This is a genomic window from Streptococcus sp. S784/96/1, assembly GCF_902729355.1.
GTDB classification, from domain to species: domain Bacteria; phylum Bacillota; class Bacilli; order Lactobacillales; family Streptococcaceae; genus Streptococcus; species Streptococcus caledonicus.
This window is the reverse complement of record NZ_CACVCC010000015.1, coordinates 38,443-60,160: the sequence shown is the minus strand read 5'-3', so window position 1 is coordinate 60,160 and position 21,718 is coordinate 38,443. Positions and strand designations below refer to the sequence as shown.

The window sequence follows — 21,718 nt, the reverse complement described above, 5'->3', positions numbered from 1 at the left end:
GGAGCTTGGTACTCCAGCTTGGCGAGAACTTCCTTGTGGGTTCCAGCATCGATGACATCCAAAATCGTAATATTAGGGTCTTTTATTCCGAGTAGGTTTGTGATAAAATCGAATTGTTCCATATGAGGCTTTCTAATGAGTTGTTTTGTCGCTTTTCATTATAGGTCATATGGGACTTTTTCTATACTCAAAAAGGCTCCATAATCTCTGCGGGGAATTTACCCACTACAGAAATTATAGAGCCTGAAAAGAGGGATTTCCCTCTTTTTTTGTTTTTAATATGGCGGCAAGTCATACACTTGGGGTAAAAGTTCTTAGAGGAGATAGAACTATATTGTCACAGATGATCATATTATAGTAAATTGAAAATAGATTAGGACAAAAAATAGAATAACTAATGGTATTAGCTGGGATTAAAATGATTCATCTTACTAAACTCTGAACCATTGTCCGACGTAATCGAAAGAATAGGATACTCTAAAAGAAGTTCCTTAACTGTAGCGTTAATCGTCTCTGCTTGCTTATTCGGCAATTGACAAGCCAGGGCAAACCGAGTCTGGCGTTCTATCAAGGTCATAACAACAGCTTCATCCTTGGTTTTCTTACCGAGTACAAGGTCAATCTCCCAGTGGCCAAACGTAGAACAGTCGTTAATTGACTCAGGACGTTCTTCTATGGAATTGCCTAGGACTTTCTTTGCGACCTTAGATGTGACTTTAGACCGTTTTCGGATGCTCACCATCTTAGGGAAATCAATTGGTTTAATCGTCAACAGGCCATCTTTGATGTAACGGTACACTGTTTTGGTTGACGGAATGACTTCAAACGGATGTTCCTCTTTGTAGGTTCGGACAAAGGTATCGATACTGTGGCAGCGAGGTTGGGATTTCAAAGTCTTTTCCAACTTCTCAAAGAAGGTCTTGGAACAATCTCCTAGTTTGCAATAAGTACTATTTTGTCGATTGGTCTCATAGACACGTTGACCACTGTCTGGAAAGTAGACGTTTGAGTATAAGAGTTTTCCATTCTTATCTTGAACTTGAACGACGCTGCCACGCTTGATTTCACGACTGATCGTCGAGCGATGAGGACCTAGAAGGCGAGCAATCTCAGCGGTTTTCTTACTCATCTTGAGATAGGTACTAACTTCTCCTCGTTCAGAGGCTGAGAGGTGTGAATAAGATCGATTTTTGGTAGAATGATTAGTGGACATGTTCATCTGCTTTCTATACTGAGTTGGGGGAATTCTAGTATATCAGACGAACATGTCTTTTCTGTTGCACTTCATTTTACAACGCGGGAATATTTTTAAAAAGGAAATAGTTTTCTTAGTGTGTTTATTGCGATGAAGAGTCAAAAAGCTTGACAAAATAGTCCCCTGAGGGGATAATTGAAGCTACAATCATTTGATATGTAGGGAAATAGTTTGGAAAAAAAGGAGATATTGAAATGTTTGGTAAACATTTTCATACAAACAAGAAAGAACGTTTTGGGCTTAGAAAGTTCAAACAAGGACTTGCTTCTGTAACAGTAGGAGCTTTGTTGTTTACAACAGCTGTTCAAGTAGGGGGATTTCCAAGTTCAGATAGTCAAGTGGTATATGCTGCAGAAGCGACCTATTTGACCAGTACGAATTGGACACTTAACAATCAAATTTCTTCTGGAAATAAGTACATTGATCCTAATTTTATGACTGCTTACACAGGTGCCGAGACAATTATCCGTAATGAAGAAGGGAAAGAGATTAAGCTAACAGCTACTATTACTCCTTTTGGAACTGTTCCAGAGGGAGTGTCTTATCTAGTTGAAGGAGATAATCAGTCTTCTTATGGAGCTACTTCCGATATGTTTGTCGGCAATCCTAATCCAGCAACAACTCCAGCATTAGGGATTTATGTACAGCCTCTTCCTTACAATAATCCGAGTCAGTGGGATTTTAATGGTGCTCGTGAGGAAGCAGTTATAACGTTTAGATTTAGTGAGCCTGTTGTGAACCCAATTATAGATGTTTCTGGTATCGGTGGTTCGGCAGATGGTTATCTGGATAGAGAGACAAATGGCCGTGGATCCTATAATAGTACTATTTTATCTTTGCTGACAAATGGTGTCCGTTTAGAAGCAGCAAGTACGGGCGCTAATTTAAAAGTTACCGATACAGTAATTGAAGCCGCAGAAAAAAATACATACAATCGTTCAGTGGTTCCTGCCGATGCAAGTGGTACAGGTTCTGGACGTTATCCAGATATGGTTCCAGCAGGAACAGGCTCAGTGCGTATTCTTGGAACCGTTTCAGAAGTGAGTTTTAAACTCTCTCACAGTGCTACCCCATATTCAATGTTTTCTGGAGCAGGGAGTGATTTTACAAGAAATGGAAGAACTAATGGCTTTAACAAAGCATGGTCAGATTATGCAGTTGTTAATGGTCGCCTCTCACAAGTTTCTAACGCTGACCTCTTCCGTTTATCAGTTCGTTTAGAAAAAGTAAAAAAAGGTTCTGTTATCGTTAACTATACAGATACTACCGGTACGATCAAACTGAAACCAACATATAAAGATACAGAAAATGGGGATGCAGGTTCAAAATATGATACTGCCCAAAGTGAAGATGAAAAACCGACTGAAATCAAAGTTGGTGAAAAAATTTACCGCTTGGCTCCAGCCGGTGAGTATCCAGTAGGTACTGTATCTGAAGTTAATAATTTGACAGACACAACAAAACAACTTGGTACGGATACTGTTTCAGGAAAAATTGAAGCAGACAAAGAGAAATCGATTACTTATGTCTACCAAGAAGTAAAAGGTTCTGTTACAGTTGAGCATAAGACGGTTGATGGGAAAGTGTTGAAAGTTACTTCAGATGTCCAAAAAGATGCTTCTATTGGGACGTCTTACAGTACAACCTCTGAGGAATTTCCAGGTTATCGGTTGGTTCGAGTAGATCCAGTAGGTGCTCCAGCCGAAGGTAAAGTAACTGAAAACCCACAACATGTTGTGTACCTGTACGAGCCAATCCCAGATACTCCAAAAACAGGAAACGTAGAAGTTCATTATCATATTGTTGATAAGGATGGTAAAGTACTGACGAAAGACGCCGTTACGAAAGAAGATCTTGTAGTAGATGGTGAAGCTGGTTCGACCTATGATGCAACAGATGAGAAAAAAGATGAAATTATTGTTGACGGCAAAACTTATGTTCTTGTAACAACTGAAACAAGTGCTAAGCCTTATACTGATGGAGATGCTGAAAATGGTGATAAGGCTCTTGTTGAGGCGGACAAAACAAAAGTTGTTAACTATTACTATATCGAACAACCAGAGGTAAAAACAGGCTCTGTCTTAGTCAACTATGTCGATACTGATGGGAATCAATTACAACCTCAATTTGTTGATACAAAAGATGCACCTGTCGGTACGAAATATGACGCAACTGAGAATAATGAAAAACCAGCTGAAATTAAAGTTGGGGATAAGACATATGTTCTAGCTCCAGAAGGTTTCTATAATGTTGGTGAAGTAACACTTGATAACAACTTACGCTCCTCTAAGATTGATGCTCTTAAATTAGCTATTGATGCTGTTTCAGGTGAAGTTCTTCCAGGTGAGCGTGTTATTACTTATGTTTACAAGTTGAAAGAAGAGCCTCAACCGGTTGCTGAGCAAGGAAATGTAGAAGTGCATTACCATATTGTTGATAAGGACGGCCAAGTACTGGCAAATGACGCCATTACAAAAGAAGATCTTGTAGTAGATGGTGAAGCTGGTTCGACCTATGATGCAACAGCTAAGAAAAAAGAAGAAATTACCGTTGACGGCAAAACTTATGTTCTTGTAACCGCTGAAACGAGCGCCCACGCTTACACCGACGGGGATAAAGAAACAGGTGAGATTGAAGCCAATACGACAAAGAAAGTTAACTACTACTATGTAGCAAAAGTTGACCAACCAACCCCAGAAACTAAGAAAGGTAGTGTGCTTGTTCGTCACATTACTGAAGATGGTACTGTTCTTGCAGGAACAGTAGATGTTGTTCGTGATGGCGCTGTTGGCTCAGACTATCAGACTTCTGTTGGTAACTTCGATGGCTACACCTTTGTGAAGGTTGACGAAACAGGTGCAGATGCTAACGGTAAAGTTGAAGAGGGTGAGAAGACTGTTACTTATATCTACAAAAAGGTTGCAGAAACTCCAACCCCAGAAACTAAGAAAGGTAGTGTTCTTGTTCGTCACATCACAGAAGATGGCACAGTCCTTGCAGGACCAGTAGACGTTGTTCGTGATGGCGCTGTTGGCTCAGACTATCAGACTTCTGTTGGTAACTTCGATAGCTACACCTTTGTGAAGGTTGACGAAACAGGCGCAGATGCTAACGGTAAAGTTGAAGAGGGTGAGAAGACTGTTACTTACATCTACAAAAAGGTTGAAACGGTAGTTGAAAAGAACGGTACAGTAACAGTTGAGCATAAGACCCTCGACGGCAAGGTTTTGAGAAAGACTACTGATGTTATCCGTAATGGTAGAGTTGGTGAGGCCTATGTAACAACTCCAGAAACCTTTAAAGGCTATGAGCTCGTTAAAGTAGATGAAACAGGTGCTCCAGCTAAAGGAACTGTTACTGAAGGAACTCAGCATGTTGTTTACCTGTATAAACCAATTGTTGAGCAACCAGTTGTGAAGACAGGTTCGGTTGTTGCTCGGTATGTCATTAAAGGAACAGATACAGAAATCGTAAACCATCGGACGGTTAAACCACAAGATACTCCGGTTGACACCCCATATACAGATGAAGCACCGAAACTTATTGAGAAAGATGGCAAAATCTATAGATTAGTTGCTATTCGTAAAAATGAAGGGGATGCTCCGTCAAATGGGAAGGTAATTGAAGGCAAACAGGTTATTACCTATGAGTATGAAGAAGTGAAGGAAACTGAGCCATCATCAGTAAAACCTAATCAAGCAACTACGACGGTAACTCCAACTGGTCAACCCCTTCCAAGTACAGGTGACAGTGGGTCTCCATTAGGTTTAGCGGGAGTAACTATGTTAGCTATCTTTGGGATTGCAGGCTTCTTCCGTCGCAAAGAAGACTAAGAGATGATTATCTAGAAACTTCAATTTCTGTGCTACGGCTTTCGAATCTTTGTCAACTGTAGTGAATTGACTATTCTAACGTCAAGAGAGGATAAGTTTGCGAACCCACTGAAAAAGTCGTCTTTATAGCTTCAATAAAATAAAAAAAAGAGGAATCTATCTCCTACTATTTGGGTAGATTCCTCTTTGCTTTGCCCTATTTTTGATTGATAAGAGTCATAATCCATTTCATATTAGCCACAAAAATCGCTGTGGTTGCTTGTAATTCCATGTTGAAAAGACCTGAGCCATAACCACATCAAGAGAATATCTGTATTTCAGTTTCGCATTTTTTGATTCTATCTTATAGCAATGCTTTGCATTTTCTTTAAAATAGTAATCTTGTTGAAGATAAATTGTCTTAGTGTTACAATTCATTTCTTTTCAATATGGAGTTGTTTCCTAATCTCCCATTACTGGTATTTTCTCCACTCCTTACAGGCGGCAAAATCGCCACAACTAGCACTTTCCGTAGTGGTAAACTCAAACTGTCCGGTGGCTGGTTTCAGTCTGAGTTTAAAATGATATAGCGAGGAGAGCTAGCCTTGCCAAGAAGAAGGAATTTCGTAGGAGCATCCACGCCATATTAGGAGAATTGCTAACAAAAATACTAAAAAATCTAAATTAGTATTATAAAGAATGTTGCATTTTAGCATTATTTCAATGTATTCATTTTTTCAAAAGAAAAGCTGCGCTTTGATTTGAAAAGTCTAAGATAGAGTATTTGTTGGTCTGTATCTCTTTCCAGAGATTTAGATTATTTTAAGGAATACGTTCTCTCTGAGCAAATCTTTTCCAATACAGACAAAAATCTTATATAATAGGTCAAACGATAAGGAATGTATTATGTATCAAATTATTAAATTATATGGGGATTTTGAACCCTGGTGGTTTTTAGAGGATTGGAAGAATGATATTGTCTCCTTGCAAGAATTTCAAGATTTTAATGTTGCTGTGAAAGAGTATCTTGAACTGCTGCAAAGATTAAAAAAGGTGTTTCCTAGCTTTGAAAGTCGATCTAGTTTTTTGGCTACTTTTTGGGACGTTAATGAACAACGCTGGTGTGAAGAGTGTGATGAAAATTTACAGCAGTACCACTCTATTGCTCTACTCAAAGATTTTGAAATTCTACCAGTAGGGTGTCATGATAAGTTGTTGGAAGAAGCAAATGATCAGCCGAAATTTCCTTCAGCATGCGCATTAGGTTAATAAAAGGAGCTAAGTCTCCTTTTTTTCGTCAACTATAAGTCTAATAGTTCAAAAATGGTTAGAAATTTGCTATAATAAGGTCAGTATTAGTCAAAATATAGAACTGTTTTTAAGAGTATCACAGAAACAATGCGGTTTAGTTTTAAATTGATTATGTAAAAGGAGGGGTTATGGTCCTAAAAAACACTTCTGATTATATTGAAGAGCATATCAAACGCCTACTAGCTCAAACGGGTGTTGCAGAGATTCAGCGCTCCCAATTGGCGGAATCATTTCAAGTGGTTCCTAGCCAAATTAATTATGTGATTAAGACACGGTTTACAGAAAGTCGCGGCTATGTGGTAGAAAGTAAAAGAGGTGGCGGTGGTTACATCCGTATTGTTAAGGTTGCTTTTTCCGATCAGCACCATTTTTTAGGTGACTTACTAAGTAAGTATTGCCAAAATCCAACGGAACAAATATTTGCTGATTTAATGCAACTTCTCTATGATCAAGGCGTCATCACAGAGCGTGAAGGAAATATTTTATTGGGAGTTTGTAGTGATGAGATTCTAGGTGTTAATGCGAATCAGATTCGCGCGAGACAACTTCGTACACTTCTTCAAAGATTAGATAGAAAAGGATAAGTATGGTTGAATATTCGTTAAAAATGAAGGAAGCTCTCCGCCTAGGTCAGGAGCAGGCTGCCCGTTATAATAGTGCTTATTTGGAGACCTGGCATGTACTTCTAGGGATGGTTATGTTGCATGACTCAGTTGCAGGATTAAGTTTTGCAGAGTATGAGGGAGAAATTTCCTTAGAAGAGTATGAAGCGGCAGCTATTTTGGCTATAGGAAAAGCTCCGCAGGATAATATAAAAAGGAGTGATCTTCTTCGTCCGACTTCCAAAGCTTTGAGAGAAGTTCTAGAGTACGCTTCTGCTATTTCCAAAGTCATGAACAATGATGAAGTTGGAACAGAGCATGTTCTTTTTGCGATTTTGGTTAATGTGGATTTGTTAGCAACCCGTATTTTAGAATTAGCTGGATTTAAAGTGAAGGATGATGGCAATTCGCTTCGTTTGATTGACCTCAGGAAAACGTTAGAACGTCATGCTGGAATCTCTAAAGAGGATTTAAAAGCTATCCATGGACTTAGAAAACCTAAAAAGATTAAAGCAGGCGGTAGCTTCTCTGACATGATGAAGCCACCTTCAACTGCAGGAGAATTGTCTGATTTTACGCGAGATTTGTCAGCAATGGCAGAACAAGGGCTTTTAGATCCTGTTATTGGACGTGATAAAGAAATCACTCGTATGATTCAGGTACTGAGCCGTAAGACTAAAAATAATCCTGTTTTAGTTGGTGATGCCGGCGTCGGAAAAACAGCTCTAGCTTACGGGCTTGCGCAACGAATCGCTACCGGTAAGATTCCATATGAGCTTCAAGAAATGAGAGTTTTAGAGCTTGATATGATGTCTGTTGTTGCAGGAACACGCTTCAGAGGTGACTTTGAAGAGCGCATGAATCAGATTATCGAAGACATTGAAACAGATGGTAAAATCATCCTCTTTATTGATGAATTGCATACGATAATGGGAACTGGTAGTGGTGTTGATGGAACGCTTGATGCAGCCAATATCTTAAAACCTGCCCTTTCACGCGGAACTCTTCACATGGTTGGAGCCACTACTCAGTCTGAGTATCAGAAACATCTAGAAAAAGATGCAGCCCTTTCACGACGCTTTGCTAAAGTTGTGATTGAAGAGCCGAGTCAAGCTGATGCAGTAGCTATTTTAAAGGGACTTAGACCAAGTTATGAAACTTTTCACCATGTTTCTATTTCTGATGAAGCTATTGTCACTGCGGTTAAAGCTGCGCATCGTTATTTAACCAGTAAGCAGTTACCAGATTCGGCGATTGATTTGCTTGATGAGGCTAGCGCCACTGTTCAGATTATGACTAAAAAAGAAGTCCAAGAGACTCTTAACCCAATTGACGAAGCTCTTCTTACTGGTGATTTAAAACGCGTTGGTCAATTATTGAAAGAATCGCAAAAAAATGATGTTCGTCCAGCAATTTCAGTAACAGAAGAACACATTTTAACGACTCTTAGCCGTTTATCAGGTATTCCTGTGGAAAAATTAAGCCAAGCAGATAGTAAGAAATACTTGAACTTGGAGACAGAGCTCCATAAACGTGTGGTTGGACAAGATGCGGCAGTGTCTGCTATTAGCCGTGCTATTCGTCGTAATCAGTCGGGGATTCGTACAGGTAAACGTCCAATCGGCTCTTTCATGTTCTTAGGACCAACTGGAGTTGGTAAGACGGAATTAGCCAAAGCGTTAGCAGAAGTGTTGTTTAATGATGAATCGGCACTCATTCGTTTTGACATGTCAGAATATATGGAAAAATTTGCGGCGAGTCGTCTTAATGGTGCCCCTCCTGGTTATGTTGGTTACGATGAGGGTGGTGAATTAACTGAGAAAGTTCGCAACAAACCTTATTCAGTGTTATTGTTTGATGAGGTTGAAAAAGCCCACCCAGATATCTTCAATGTGCTTTTACAGGTTCTCGATGACGGTGTCTTGACAGATAGTCGTGGCCGCAAGGTTGATTTTTCAAATACCATTATCATCATGACCTCAAATCTTGGAGCTACTGCATTACGTGATGATAAGACAGTTGGATTTGGAGCTCAAGCTATCTCTCACAATCATCAGGCAATGGAAAAACGGATTCTTGAAGAATTGAAGAAAGCTTATCGTCCAGAGTTTATCAACCGTATTGATGAGAAAGTTGTTTTCCACAGCCTTGATGAAGCGCATATGCGTGAGATTGTAACGATTATGGTGCAACCTCTTGTGAAAGTTTTGGCGAATAAGGGTATCACCCTAAAATTTCAGCCTGCAGCCCTCAAATATTTGGCACAAGATGGCTATGATATTGAAATGGGTGCTCGTCCACTTCGTCGAACTATCCAAACAGAAGTTGAAGATAAGTTATCAGAACTGATCTTAGCTGATGAGCTAGTCCAAGGACAAACCTTGAAGGTTGGTTTGTCTAAAGGTAAATTAAAGTTTGAGATTGTATAAGCAAATAAAACCGCTAGGAGTTCATCTTAGCGGTTTTAATATTTTATAGAAATTGAGATTTTATGCTTTTCATTTTACTGCTTAATTTCGTGTAAATGGGTGTTCATCAGCAGCGACAGATTGTCCAATAAGGATACGATCAAAATCGGTGACATCTCCAAAATGTGGGTTTGGAACTTCAGCTGGAATAACGATAAAACCGGCTCCTCCGACTAATTGTGTAGGATCTCCAATACCTGAGAAGTAACAATTGTCACGGGCTTCCCCTGGAGAGATTTGGAGTGTTGCTGTTCGATGTGTACTTGTTACTTGTCGATCTGGATTGATGGTAATCGTTTCCCCTAGGTCATTAGACCAATCCCCTACGATGGTTGTCAAGTCATCATTGATAAGGGCATCAACATCAATAGAAGAGCTAGTATTAGCTGGTTTTACAATCTGAGACTGGCTGGTAGTTGCTTGCGTTTCTGCATTGCTAAAGCTACTAGCTAAAGTGTTTTCTGGGCTTCCCTCAGTTGCTTTTGAGGAGCTTTTAGCAGTTGAAGAAGATTTTTCAGATTTTTTAGTAGCGACTTTGCTGCTTTGAACAGTGTACTGGTTATTGGCAGATTCACTCTTCTTTTTTCCACAAGCTCCTAAGAGGAAGAGACTAGTTAGGAGGACAATAGTAGTTGCTTTTGGGCTGATTTTCATAAGGATACTCCTTGGTTATTGTGTTGTTTTGATTACATTATGTTACAAAAATATTTCAAAATCAACAAAAGATGTCACTTTATTGAAATATTTATTTGGTATTTAGTTGTTTTAGTCAGATGCTTTCATGACAAATGATTATGACTTGAAAGACTATTCTTAGTAGGATTAACTTGAAGATGGTATTACATCAGTTGGCTAATGGTATATCAAAATCATGTGTCTTTAGAAAATAGCGCAGGCTTATTCCTTATATGTATACCATAAGTTATTTGACAGACTTGACATTTCTTTACCAATTGGTACAATTATAATGATTAGCTTCTAGTGACGTGTAAAAAATGTGATTTAGGAATCAAAACATTTCATTTCCCCTCCCCTCCTTACACTTATGAAACTAGCTTGAAAGGACTTGATATGGCAGTAAGAGATATGATTATATTAAAGGCACAAGAGCTTATATATTTCAAAGGCTATGTTGCCACATCAATCAGTGACATTATAACTGCATCTGGTGTAGGGAAAGGTCAGCTGTATCATTATTTTTCATCAAAGAAGGAGTTGGGCGTAGTCGCAACTAAACTGCTTTTAGATCAATGGCGGATAGAATTGTTTCAAGGGATTTTCCAATCAGAAAAATCGTCTTCAGATAAACTTTCAGCCATGTTAGATTGGGTCTACGATTTTCATTTAAGTCAAGACGGAGACATTTTTTATGGCTGTCCAGTAGGTAACCTCATTGTGGAGCTTTCAACACAGGATGAGGAATTTCGTTTACTGCTTCAAGGTTTTATGGAAGAATGGCAGAGCAAGTTGTCAGATGTTTTGGATGACAGTCATCCAAACTGGTCAAAGAAAAAATGCCTCCAAGAAGCTCAGCAGATTATTGTAACTATCCAAGGAGCTATTGTTCTTCTCAAAGTCAACCAGAATTTAGCTGTTATTGAAACAACTATGATAGCTTTGAAAGAAAAGTATTTGTAAATATCAGGAGTTTGGGATAAAATGATTTTTAGGTTAGAAAAATAATACTATTCAATCTGATTTTCTAATAAATTGTATCTAAAAACGAGGTTGGGACATAAATATCCCAACCTTCTATTTTTAATGGTAATAACAGATTAACGCAGTGGTTGATTGGAAGTCTGCAACTGGACACTTCTTTATTTTAAAATAATCTATTGGATTATTCTCACTCATTCGTAGTACCACGCAATCGTTAGCGGCCATCCTATACGAATGTGATGAACTTTCTTCATCTTATTTCCAACCTCCAAAGGTCTCCCAGACCTCCTAGACCTTTGGAGCTTTGCGGATGTGGGAGTGGACAGTTTCAGCCTAAGCATATAAACTAGAGAGCGAGGACAATCGACATTGTCATTTTGTGACGATTTAACGATTTTTGTCTCACTCTCGTTTTTGGTTTCAGTGTCCAGGTTTTGTCCTACTCTCATTCTAAAGTGTTAGATTGCATGCTTGATTAAAGGTAATCAACTCTTTTGTTGTATCATAAAAATGTTGTAAAAATATAATTATTTTTAGAAAATTAGGTGTATAGTGAGGGTATCAAAAAATAAGATAACTTTTTAGAAAGGAGTTCAGGGGATTGTAGTTCTTTGGGAAAATTATAGGAATATTTTTCATTGGCTGTGAGTAGTTACTTTTTAATTATAATAAAAAGGTATTTTTTATGGGATGATACTTTTAACTGATTATCTGATAGATCAAAAGAAGAATATTGAAAGGTAATTGTTCTGTTAAAAAGGAGAATATAAGTGTTTTACAAAGATAGTTTCAAAAATGGTGTTATCAGTTGTTTTATTAACTAATGTAATCGTTTTATTACCTTTTATCAATACCATTAAAGCGAGTGTTTATCATTATATGGGGAAGTAAGATTCAGAAGCTTGGCAGATGAGTTTAAATCTATTTTTGAAGAATTATATGACAAAGGCTAGGTAAGTTATCATTGAAGTCTTACCCAGCCTCTCTTATTTATCATGCTGTTGTGTTGTGAGCAAATTGGAAATCATCTCAAGGTATCCAAATGCCCTTGGACTTCTGAGAAAGTTTCAGCTTTGGCAACAGCTGAACGAACTTTAGCAGCGCCAGAAGTACCACGGAGATAGTAAGGCGCAAGTCCACGGAATTCACGGACAGCTACTTTCTCACCTTTAAGGTTAACGAGACGACGAAGGTGTTCTTCTGCGATGTCTAATTTTTTGGTAAATGGAAGATCAGGTAGTTCTTCACCTGTTTCAAAGAAGTGATTAATCTGAGTAAAGAGATGTGGATTGTTAAGAGCTGCGCGTCCAATCATCACCGCATCAACTCCGATTTCTTCAATCATATATTTCGCATCATGGACGCTTCTAACATCACCATTTCCAATGAATGGAATTTTTGTAATGGCTTTGGCAACACGGGCAAGAGTTTCGTGGTCACAGGTACCAGTGTACATTTGCTCACGGGTACGGCCATGCATGGCAAGAGCAGAAACACCAGCTGATTCTGCAGCAAGAGCATTTTCAACTGCTAGAGAGCTATCAGACCAACCTGTGCGCATTTTGACAGTCAATGGGATATCAAGAACAGAGGTTACTTCTTTGACGATGTGGTAAATCTTGTCCGGGTCTTTTAGCCATTTAGCGCCAGCTTCATTTTTAACAACCTTATTAACGGGGCAACCCATATTGATATCAACGATATCAGCTTTAGTATTATTTTGAATGAAATCAGCTGCGCGCTTTAGACCTTCTGCGTCTCCACCGAATAGTTGAATGGACATTGGATGTTCATTTTCATCAATGTGGAGCATGTGGAGGGTCTTTTCGTTGTTGTAAAGAAGTCCTTTTTCGGAAATCATTTCCATAACAACGAGACCTGCACCAAATTCTTTAGCGATGGTACGAAAGGCAGAGTTAGTAACTCCTGCCATTGGAGCTAGAACAGTGCGGTGTGGAATGTCAACATTTCCAATCATAAAGGATGAACTGAGTTTAGTCATTGATAAGCTCCTCTAAATCATTTTCGGTGAAATGGTAGTGACTGCCACAGAATTGACAAGTGATTTCAGCTCCGTGGTCTTCTTTAGCCATAGCTTTTAGCTCTGCTTTTCCAAGAGTAATCAAAGCAGATTCAAAACGTTCGTGAGAACAATCACAGGCAAATCCGATAGCTTCTTCTGAAAGAACTTTAAACGCATCGTCGCCGTAAATGGCTGTAAGAAGAGCATTTGTATGATTTTCAGAGTCAAGCAAACTAGAGATAGCAGGCATTTCTTGAAGACGTTTTTCGTATCGAGAAATTTCTTCCTCAGAAGCACCTGGTAAAACCTGTACCATAAAGCCTCCAGCAACTTTAACCTTATCGTTTTCGTCTAAAAGGACATTAAGACCTACAGCAGATGGAGTTTGTTCTGATTCGGTCATATAGTAAGCTAAATCTTCACCAATTTCTCCCGAAATTAAAGGAGTTGTAGAGGTATAAGGATTTCCTGTTCCGTAGTCGATGATGGTGACAAAATGGCCATTCCCCATGAAAGGACCGACTAGAACTTCACCAGTAGCAGTCTTTTTGATATCGACACCAGTATTTTGGATGTAGCCTTTGACGTGTCCTTTTGTATCAGCAACTGAAATGATATGGCCAAAGGAACTGTCACCGATAACTTTGATAGTGATTTTGCTGTCGCCTTTTTGGTTGGCTGCTAAGATTTGATTAGCAATCAGAGTACGACCGAGTGCGACCGTAGAAGACGAGAGGGTTTGATGTTTTTCTTGAGCGGTTCTAACCGTTTCTGTGCTGTCAAGGACATAGGCACGGAAAGCACCAGATGTTGAAATTGATTTTATAAGTTTATCCATAATGTTTCCATTATACCACAAAGAATGGAAAACGAGGCCTTGTTGAGCCTCGTTTCAGTGGGAGATGGTGCTAATGTTAGAGTGGAAAAATGATATTTTGAAATTATTCTGAGGTTACTTCCTCAATTGGTTTTTCAACTTCCTCTTGGACTTGTTTTCCTTCATTGAGAATGGCTTGAACAATTTTTTCATCACGGAGTTTGACAGAATCGTTGATGGTTTCAGCAGATTTGACAATTGCCGTTTCTAATTGTGCACGTTGATGTCGGCCGTTTTCGATTGCTGCGATAATACCATTGTTTTGAGCTACGAGGCTTTCTGCTAATGCTGTAACGGATTGTATCGAAACGGTAGGACTTTGAGCAGCACGTTCGACTGATGGGATGGCTTCTTTACTTGTTTCAGCAAGCATTTGAAGCGCAGCGTTGTTAGCATTGATGAGAGCATCCGCAGTAGCGCCTGACTTGATAGATTGTTGAAGCATACCAAGTTGGGCAATAGAGAGCTTCATTGTAGGAATCGTGTTACGGCGTAACATGCCTAATTTTTGGCGCATATCTGAGGAAACCTTAACAAGGTTACGCATCTGTGGAGTAGTTGTCCAAGCAACGTAGAGTCGGCTGACGTATTCAGTATGTTGTTGCTCAAGGGTGTTAATAACTTCTGTCATGCGAGCGAGGTCATTACTTTTTATTTGATATTCTGGGGTTGTGCTATCCAAAGTCGCAATTTCATTTTGAAGGCGACTAGCGCGGTTAGCAGACTCCATTTGAGTGGATTCGATGAAGGCAATTACGCCAACTAAATTTTCGATAGATTTTGTATTATCTTCGATGAGTTTTTCGGCAGAAACAATGTTACGAGCTAGGGTATCTTCTTGCTTGACAACTGTTACGACCATACCGTCCAATTTTTCTTCTAAGGATTTAGAATCAAAGTAGAAGTCTTGTAGAGTATTTTTACTTTGTTTAAACCACTTGCTGAAGAAATTATCTTTTTTTTCTAATTCAGCTGGTTTAACGTCTTTATATTTAGTAACAAAACCATTTAACTCACGGTTGGCATTGAGTAAGAGTTCATCAACCTGTGGAATTTCTAATTTTTTCTGCTCAGTTAAGATATGGTTAACGGTTGCATTGACATTTTCAACAGCACTGGTTCCAAAATCAAGTAAGGTGTTTTGGTCGGCTATGAAACTATCAACTAGGGCAGGAGTTTTGGATTGGATAGCTGATTGTTGTTCAGGCGTCAGTTTTTCTAAAAAAGCCATTTGTCCAGTAGTAGTTGATGCTGCTTCGATAATTTGGGTGGTTTTATCAGTTTTGGTGAGTGCATTGTTAGCAATAGAGTCAATGTCAAAGTTAAAAGTGTTAGACATGCTAGGTACCTCTCTTCATTATGAGTAAGTATCAGAACTATGGGATTGTGTTTTTTCTTCCATCATTCTGAGACTGATTTCAAAATCACTAAGCTGGCTTTCATTGAGCTGACGAAGAGTTTCGTCAAGATTTTTATCAAATTTTTCCAGCGCCGTTTTGGCCTGAGCTAAACGTTCATCTGCGTTATAATAATTTTTAGGAGTTTCTTTGATTTTTAGATAACCGTCCAAAATATCCTTGAATCGTTGCATGTTGATATCATGAAGTGCTTTTAGCTCTGAAGCGTTTTCAGCGTTCTTTAATTTTTCAAGAATTTCCATGTGGTCTCGTTGGATATTCTGATAAGTAGTTACGATTTCTGGTGCACGTGTCAGGATATCCACTTCTTGTTCAGATGTAGAAGAAGTGTCCGTTGAGATATTGAGAGCTCTTAATTGGATATTAATTTTATCTTCTTCATTTCCAGCACGTTTCATGATACGTTTGTAGATATTTAAATCTATTTTGCTCTTTAAAGCGTCAGTTTCACTTTTAATGGTGGCTAGATTTGGAAGAATTTGTTTGGCTAGAATACTGTATTGAGTGAAATTTTTGTCATCAAGATAACTTTCGAGTAATTTAATTTGACGATCGCACTGTGAGATTGTCTCTTTGAGATCTTGCAAACGCAAGGCGGTATTTTTATTTTCTAATGCTGATTTACGAGTAACGGAGTAATACACCCCGTATCCGGCACCTAGAAATAGTAGAAGAGGTATCAAATCTTCTGAAAATATAGCAAAAACAACTATTAGACCGATAATCGGGCCCCAACCTATAGGTTTTCGAGGTGTTTGAGAAGGCATAACTAATCCTTTCTGATTAGGGATGATAGATAATTTTATTTTATCATATTTTGGAATAATTAGGGGCAAGTAAATGTGAGTAATTAAAAAAGAATAGAAGATTTTAAGGCTAGTTAGAGAGGGTTTAGCTCACTTTTGTGACTTGTATATGAATGATAAAAGTGTGTTATAATGAATAATAATAGAGGAGGCTATTATGGCTAAAAATCGGGATGAATTTGAAACAATTGTTCAAGAAATTGAGGACATAGTAGAGCATACAAGAAGGGGAGGAATACGGTTACGAACAATATGGACTTATCTTCGTATTTTTTTGCCTTTGATGATAGTCGGAGCAGTGATGTATATCTTTTTCTTTAGAGATATCAAACGTTATGATACCTTATCGGAATACGCTCGTAATATTTCTATTACAAAGGGAAATAAACAAAAATTCGCCTGGACTTATGATGACTTTGTCAAGCTTGATTGGGACGATCAGAAGGTATCCGAAACAAGTCTTGATGAGGTGCTGGAAAAATTTGGTAATCCTTCTGGGGTGGAAATGATTTCATTAGATGACAGTAAAGAATCTTTGCAATTGAGCTATGGAACTATGATAGGAACGGGAGATAGTTATAGTCATGTTGTATTGGTTTTTAACGATTTTGATGGAGAATTTACGTTAACTTATAAGTTTTTTACTGATTTAGATGGTATACCTTATGAAGATACGGTTGGAGAAGTGACGCATTTTTGGACTGCTGAGGAGTTTGACTCAGTCAAGGTCGGAGAAGAAGGCTCGGGTGTTGGTGGCGTTAAGATTGAAGAGTTTCTAAAACAATTTGGGCCGCCTAGTAGTATTTACAGTATCGGTATCAATGATGAGCTGACGCTAACGCTGAATTATTCAGATTTTGAGGGTAAAAATTATGTGAATTTTGATTTTTTAAGATTAGACGAAACAGGTGATTTTAGGTTGTCTCGAAAAGATGGAGAATTTAGGGTGAAAGCAGAATGACAAAAAGAGAACAGGACCCGATAATCATTGATGGGATTGATGAGGCAATTAAGGATTTAGATAATCCAGTATCACAGATATGGAAGTTTGTAATAAGAATAGTAGCCTTAATGCTCTTCATAATAATAGGATATCTCTTGGGAGGAATGAACCAAAAAGGAGATAAAGCTTGGTCTATCCAGAGAGCGGATTATGCTTCGCACATCAAAGGATTTAAGAAAAAAGAAGTTTTTGACTGGACAGTAGCTAATTATCGTGACCTTAAAGTGGCCGAGGACTATGCTGATTCAACGAGTTTAGAAGCAGTGACAAAACAGCATGGTAGAGCAGATAATTATGACACCTCTGAGGACTATCAAGGAAGGAGCATTGTTGTTGCTCATTATAGCCATCCAGAAGATTATCGTAAGGTTGATCTGTATTTCATGGCTATAGAGGGCGCTTATCGTCTCTATCAGAAGAGTTATACGAATCTTAAGGATGATACTTATCCTATCGCGACAGCAGAGAATTTTTCATTTAAATGGACGAAAGAGGAAGTTGATAATCTCTCGTTAAATCAGACGCCTAAAGAGATTTTGGCCCAATATGGTCCAGTAACGGATATTTTTCAAACTGAATTTAATGAATTTCATCAGCTAACCCTTTTTTATCAAGAGGATAATGATCCAACCTCAACAATTAACTCAGTATCATTGACCTTTACAAATACGGATGATAAGGGATTGCGACTAGTGACCAAAGATGGAGTGTTTAGAGATTAACTATGGCGATAAAAAAGAAAAATAATCGATATCATGAACTTGAAGTTATCAGAAACGAACTAGATAAAGAGTCAAAACGAACTTATCAAGAGTTTTTAAAAGGTAAGCGGTCCGTGCAGCAGGGGGCTTTGCTTTTAGGGGTTGCTCTTTTAATAGGTGGTGGGATTTGGTCGGTGAAATCGAATTTAAATCGTTTTGATTGGTCAGAGAAATCAGAAATCAGTATCTATCAAGAAGATGATGATAACTTGCAAAATGCTTTTACACGCCGTTTAGTGGCTAGCAAGGAAGATTTTGCTTTTAATTGGACCTTGACTGATTATGAAGGATTGGTTGTAGGCGATAAGCAAACGGCTACAGGAGATAGTTTGTCAAGTATTATCGAGAAATTTGGCAATCCCTCAAGTGCTAGATTAATTTATGATGAACAGACTGTAGCTATTGATTATAAATGTTATGATTATGATATCTATGAAGATAGACGACAAGTTAGTTTAACCTTTTATAAAAATGGTGATGACTACTATTTAAAAGGAAAAAACACGTATAATATGACGGATGACCAATTTCAAATCCAAAAAGCATCGGAAGATCTTTCTTGGACAGCTGAAAATTTTTCAGAGCTTGTTGTAGGAAGTGCTGATACAGGGGCAGGTGGTGCAACTTATGAGGATGTTATTAAAATTGGTGGGCTTCCTCAAGAATCTACTATCAGTGGCTATCATAGTGGAACTTTGAAATACGTTGAACTCTCGTTAGTTTATCGAACAGAATATTATAGAGACAATAAAAATGTTTTCATTAGGTTGGAAAAACAAGAGGATGGAACTTATAGAGTTTCCTCTAAAGTTAGTGAATCACTCACGGAGGAAGTGACGGATTGATTCAAAAGCTATTGATAGTTTAGATAAGTATGACATTGTTAGAAGTGAAGGCGGGACAGTGGTAGAATATCTTGTTGAAAAGTTTAGTTCTCCACGTAAGGCTCTATATGTGATTTCCGAAACGGAGAATACCTTATTTTTGGACTATTCAAAGCTTGATTTAGAAGATTTTCTTTCTCTCTTAATAAAAGTGGAAACTATATCAACCAAACGGTTTTTAAAAAGTAAAAGTTCGGTTATTGTATATCTATAAAGTAACTTACAGTGGGTTTATTGGTTTTTGCTTTAAAATTATCTGTTTCTTGAATGAACGTCTGTTTTTTGCTATAATGAGATGTAATATGTAAACTTGCAGGTGAAATTCCTGCCATAAGTTTTAAGTCTGAAAGGAATTGGACAATGGGTAGACTCTAAAGTTAGGGAGCACCTAATGTCCTAGGTATCTTAGTTATGACATCAGTAGTAGTTGTTGGTACCCAATGGGGTGATGAAGGTAAGGGGAAAATCACTGACTTTCTCAGTCAAGATGCAGAAGTGATTGCACGTTACCAAGGTGGCGATAATGCTGGACATACCATTGTCATTGACGGCAAAAAGTTTAAATTGCACTTGATCCCATCGGGCATTTTCTTCCCAGAAAAAATCTCAGTTATCGGTAACGGTGTTGTCGTAAATCCGAAATCTCTAGTAAAAGAAATTAACTATCTTCACGATGAAGGAGTGACGACAGACAATCTTCGTATTTCTGACCGTGCCCATGTCATTTTGCCATACCACATCAAGTTGGACCAACTTCAAGAAGATGCTAAGGGGGATAACAAGATTGGTACAACCATCAAAGGGATTGGCCCAGCTTATATGGATAAGGCTGCGCGTGTTGGTATCCGCATTGCAGATTTGCTTGATAAAGAGATTTTTGCTGAGCGTTTGAAAACAAATCTTGCTGAGAAAAATCGTCTTTTCGAGAAAATGTATGACAGCACACCGCTTGAATTTGACGAGATTTTTGAAGAGTACTATGAGTATGGTCAACAAATTAAACAATACGTAACAGATACTTCTGTAATCTTAAACGATGCCCTTGATGCTGGAAAACGTGTTCTCTTTGAAGGTGCGCAAGGGGTTATGCTTGATATTGACCAAGGGACTTACCCATTTGTTACCTCGTCAAACCCAGTTGCAGGAGGTGTAACGATTGGTTCTGGTGTTGGTCCAAGCAAAATCAACAAGGTTGTTGGGGTATGTAAAGCTTACACTAGCCGTGTTGGTGACGGCCCATTCCCAACAGAACTCTTTGATGAGATTGGTGAACGCATTCGTGAAATCGGTCATGAGTACGGCACAACAACAGGTCGTCCACGCCGTGTGGGTTGGTTTGACTCAGTGGTGATGCGCCATAGCCGTCGTGTGTCAGGTATCACAAACTTGTCACTTAACTCAATCGATGTCTTGTCAGGTCTTGAAACCGTGAAAATCTGTGTGGCTTACGATCTTGATGGTGAGCGCATTGACCACTATCCAGCAAGCTTGGAGCAATTGAAACGTTGCAAACCAATCTATGAAGAACTTCCAGGTTGGGAAGAAGATATTACAGGTGTTCGTAGCCTTGATGAACTTCCTGAAAATGCCCGCAACTATGTGCGCCGTATCGGTGAGTTGGTAGGTGTTCGTATCTCTACTTTCTCAGTAGGACCAGGTCGTGAACAAACCAACATCCTTGAGTCAGTTTGGGCGAATATTTAAGGAAAAATTAAGATAAGCTTTATATTATCTTAACATTGGTGGGTTATACTATTCTTATCCTAGAAATAGGAAACCCATCAATTTTCTTTTTCATATTAAATCTCCTAAAAATGGCTCTATCGTCGATAGGGCTATTTTTTTTGCTCTCTAGAATAAGATTGTCAATGGAGAGATAAGGAAGTATAATAAGGTTAACTAACATAGAAAGCGTTTGCTTAATATACTAGTCAGATAGGAGAAGAGAATGTCGAAACATGAATTAGTTGTGCCTACAAATAACTTACCGGCTTGGGTTTATTTGCACGAAGAGAATCAATCTACCTTTATTGAGCCTCACTGGCATTCGTCTGTCGAATTAAGTTATACGATAAGTGGGCATATTGCTAATTTTTTTATTGCTAACACTCCATATATGACTGAGCCAGGGACGATTTTGGTGGTTAATACGATGGAAGTTCATAGTATCAGAACCTATAGTTCGCCAGATGGTGAATCTCGGGCGATTTCCATTATTTTTCCGTATAATCTATTAAAAATGTATCAACCAGATATTAGTGACTATAAGATTCTTATTAACGATTTTTCTGGTGAAAAAGATTGCCGTTACGAGGCTTATTGCCAACTACAAGAAAAATTGAATGCCCTTGCGGATTGCTATCATGGGAAAGATACTTTACGGAAATCAATCTTGATTTTAGAAATTTTGGAACTTCTACTCAAACATTTTTTGGTCAAGAGGCACTTATCTCTGTCAGATAGGAATGATGATAAGCAAAAAGAACGATTAAGCAACATTAAAAGTTTTTTAGAGGAAAATTACAGGGCAGAGATTACCTTAGATGATGTTGCGGAGCATTGCTATTTATCCAAGGAACACCTATCACGTTTTTTTAAGGAGCAGATGGCAATTACTGTATTTCAATATTTGAATTATATAAGGGCAAAGCACGCGAAGCCATTATTGTTGAAAACTAAGAAAACAGCAACTCAGATTGCGCAAGAGTGTGGTTTTAGTGGGCTTAGAACGATGGATCGAGCATTGCAAAAAGTTTATGGTCTTTCATCTCGAGAACTAAGAAAGCAACATATCAATCAGAGCCCAAAATCTGCTAAATGAAACAAGTCAAAGTTTAAA

15 protein-coding genes and 1 pseudogene are annotated in these 21,718 nt (G+C 38.4%); 10 read left to right on the top strand and 6 right to left on the bottom strand.

Annotated elements, in window-relative coordinates:
* Nucleotides 1-421 precede the first annotated feature (421 nt).
* A pseudogene (locus GZ996_RS06740) lies at nucleotides 422-1,213 on the bottom strand (IS30 family transposase); the annotation flags it as partial.
* A gap of 236 nt (nucleotides 1,214-1,449) precedes the next feature.
* On the opposite strand from GZ996_RS06740, the gene GZ996_RS06735 reads away from it, so the two are divergent.
* From GZ996_RS06735 to GZ996_RS06720, 4 genes are all read left to right on the top strand, one after another.
* Entirely contained in the window at nucleotides 1,450-5,088 is a 3,639-nt protein-coding gene (locus tag GZ996_RS06735; protein ID WP_162011655.1) for a MucBP domain-containing protein, read from the top strand.
* 885 nt (nucleotides 5,089-5,973) lie between these two features.
* Nucleotides 5,974-6,336: a DUF1033 family protein gene (locus tag GZ996_RS06730; RefSeq protein WP_156806845.1), complete on the top strand. Its 363-nt coding sequence runs from the start codon at nucleotides 5,974-5,976 to the stop codon at nucleotides 6,334-6,336.
* 170 nt (nucleotides 6,337-6,506) lie between these two features.
* Nucleotides 6,507-6,962, top strand: coding sequence for a CtsR family transcriptional regulator (locus GZ996_RS06725; protein ID WP_156806847.1), 456 nt, complete (start codon nucleotides 6,507-6,509; stop codon nucleotides 6,960-6,962).
* Nucleotides 6,963-6,964: 2 nt separating this feature from the next.
* On the top strand, nucleotides 6,965-9,409 hold the full coding sequence (locus tag GZ996_RS06720) for an ATP-dependent Clp protease ATP-binding subunit (RefSeq protein ID WP_162011654.1): 2,445 nt from the start codon (nucleotides 6,965-6,967) through the stop codon (nucleotides 9,407-9,409).
* Between the two features lie 81 nt (nucleotides 9,410-9,490).
* Here the strand turns inward: GZ996_RS06720 and GZ996_RS06715 are convergent, their stop codons facing one another.
* Entirely contained in the window at nucleotides 9,491-10,102 is a 612-nt protein-coding gene (locus GZ996_RS06715) for a DUF6287 domain-containing protein (RefSeq protein WP_162011653.1), read from the bottom strand.
* A gap of 417 nt (nucleotides 10,103-10,519) precedes the next feature.
* Between GZ996_RS06715 and GZ996_RS06710 the strand changes: the two genes are divergently transcribed.
* Nucleotides 10,520-11,086, top strand: coding sequence for a TetR/AcrR family transcriptional regulator (locus tag GZ996_RS06710; RefSeq protein WP_162011652.1), 567 nt, complete (start codon nucleotides 10,520-10,522; stop codon nucleotides 11,084-11,086).
* A gap of 1,045 nt (nucleotides 11,087-12,131) precedes the next feature.
* Here GZ996_RS06710 and dusB read toward each other — a convergent pair.
* The 4 genes from dusB to GZ996_RS06690 form a co-directional block, all read right to left on the bottom strand.
* Entirely contained in the window at nucleotides 12,132-13,109 is a 978-nt protein-coding gene (dusB, locus tag GZ996_RS06705) for a tRNA dihydrouridine synthase DusB (protein WP_156806855.1), read from the bottom strand.
* The gene (hslO, locus tag GZ996_RS06700; RefSeq protein WP_156806857.1) at nucleotides 13,102-13,968 is read right to left on the bottom strand and encodes an Hsp33 family molecular chaperone HslO; all 867 of its coding nucleotides are present in this window, start codon (nucleotides 13,966-13,968) and stop codon (nucleotides 13,102-13,104) included. Before hslO ends, dusB begins: the two co-directional genes overlap by 8 nt.
* Before the next feature lie 103 nt (nucleotides 13,969-14,071).
* A complete protein-coding gene (locus GZ996_RS06695; RefSeq protein WP_161979109.1) occupies nucleotides 14,072-15,346 on the bottom strand; it encodes a toxic anion resistance protein in 1,275 nt (424 codons plus the stop codon).
* Between the two features lie 18 nt (nucleotides 15,347-15,364).
* Complete coding sequence (locus GZ996_RS06690) at nucleotides 15,365-16,261, bottom strand: hypothetical protein (protein ID WP_443255852.1); 897 nt, start codon at nucleotides 16,259-16,261, stop codon at nucleotides 15,365-15,367.
* 127 nt (nucleotides 16,262-16,388) lie between these two features.
* Between GZ996_RS06690 and GZ996_RS06685 the strand changes: the two genes are divergently transcribed.
* The 5 genes from GZ996_RS06685 to GZ996_RS06665 all read left to right on the top strand — a co-directional run bounded on the left by GZ996_RS06685 (nucleotide 16,389) and on the right by GZ996_RS06665 (nucleotide 21,700).
* The gene (locus GZ996_RS06685) at nucleotides 16,389-17,192 is read left to right on the top strand and encodes a hypothetical protein (protein WP_162011651.1); all 804 of its coding nucleotides are present in this window, start codon (nucleotides 16,389-16,391) and stop codon (nucleotides 17,190-17,192) included.
* Nucleotides 17,189-17,956, top strand: coding sequence for a hypothetical protein (locus GZ996_RS06680; RefSeq protein WP_162011650.1), 768 nt, complete (start codon nucleotides 17,189-17,191; stop codon nucleotides 17,954-17,956). The genes GZ996_RS06685 and GZ996_RS06680 overlap by 4 nt, the downstream gene beginning before the upstream one ends.
* Before the next feature lie 2 nt (nucleotides 17,957-17,958).
* Nucleotides 17,959-18,840 (top strand): hypothetical protein, encoded by an 882-nt coding sequence (locus GZ996_RS06675; protein ID WP_156806866.1) that lies wholly within the window; start codon nucleotides 17,959-17,961, stop codon nucleotides 18,838-18,840.
* A gap of 450 nt (nucleotides 18,841-19,290) precedes the next feature.
* Nucleotides 19,291-20,583, top strand: a complete 1,293-nt coding sequence (locus GZ996_RS06670) for an adenylosuccinate synthase (RefSeq protein WP_156806870.1) — start codon at nucleotides 19,291-19,293, stop codon at nucleotides 20,581-20,583.
* 244 nt (nucleotides 20,584-20,827) lie between these two features.
* Nucleotides 20,828-21,700 carry an AraC family transcriptional regulator gene (locus GZ996_RS06665; RefSeq protein ID WP_162011649.1) on the top strand — a complete coding sequence of 291 codons (873 nt, stop codon included), beginning with the start codon at nucleotides 20,828-20,830 and terminating at the stop codon, nucleotides 21,698-21,700.
* The last annotated feature ends 18 nt before the right edge of the window (nucleotides 21,701-21,718 follow it).

What these genes read in the sequence shown, in the direction of transcription:
- GZ996_RS06685 (WP_162011651.1), top strand. Translation starts at nt 16,389, where the DNA reads ATGGCTAAAAATCGGGATGAATTTGAAACAATTGTTCAAGAAATTGAG.
- GZ996_RS06680 (WP_162011650.1), top strand. Translation starts at nt 17,189, where the DNA reads ATGACAAAAAGAGAACAGGACCCGATAATCATTGATGGGATTGATGAG.
- GZ996_RS06730 (WP_156806845.1), top strand. Translation starts at nt 5,974, where the DNA reads ATGTATCAAATTATTAAATTATATGGGGATTTTGAACCCTGGTGGTTT.
- GZ996_RS06725 (WP_156806847.1), top strand. Translation starts at nt 6,507, where the DNA reads ATGGTCCTAAAAAACACTTCTGATTATATTGAAGAGCATATCAAACGC.
- GZ996_RS06670 (WP_156806870.1), top strand. Translation starts at nt 19,291, where the DNA reads ATGACATCAGTAGTAGTTGTTGGTACCCAATGGGGTGATGAAGGTAAG.
- dusB (WP_156806855.1), bottom strand. Translation starts at nt 13,109, where the DNA reads ATGACTAAACTCAGTTCATCCTTTATGATTGGAAATGTTGACATTCCA.
- hslO (WP_156806857.1), bottom strand. Translation starts at nt 13,968, where the DNA reads ATGGATAAACTTATAAAATCAATTTCAACATCTGGTGCTTTCCGTGCC.
- GZ996_RS06710 (WP_162011652.1), top strand. Translation starts at nt 10,520, where the DNA reads ATGGCAGTAAGAGATATGATTATATTAAAGGCACAAGAGCTTATATAT.
- GZ996_RS06715 (WP_162011653.1), bottom strand. Translation starts at nt 10,102, where the DNA reads ATGAAAATCAGCCCAAAAGCAACTACTATTGTCCTCCTAACTAGTCTC.
- GZ996_RS06720 (WP_162011654.1), top strand. Translation starts at nt 6,965, where the DNA reads ATGGTTGAATATTCGTTAAAAATGAAGGAAGCTCTCCGCCTAGGTCAG.
- GZ996_RS06665 (WP_162011649.1), top strand. Translation starts at nt 20,828, where the DNA reads ATGTCGAAACATGAATTAGTTGTGCCTACAAATAACTTACCGGCTTGG.
- GZ996_RS06735 (WP_162011655.1), top strand. Translation starts at nt 1,450, where the DNA reads ATGTTTGGTAAACATTTTCATACAAACAAGAAAGAACGTTTTGGGCTT.
- GZ996_RS06675 (WP_156806866.1), top strand. Translation starts at nt 17,959, where the DNA reads ATGGCGATAAAAAAGAAAAATAATCGATATCATGAACTTGAAGTTATC.
- GZ996_RS06695 (WP_161979109.1), bottom strand. Translation starts at nt 15,346, where the DNA reads ATGTCTAACACTTTTAACTTTGACATTGACTCTATTGCTAACAATGCA.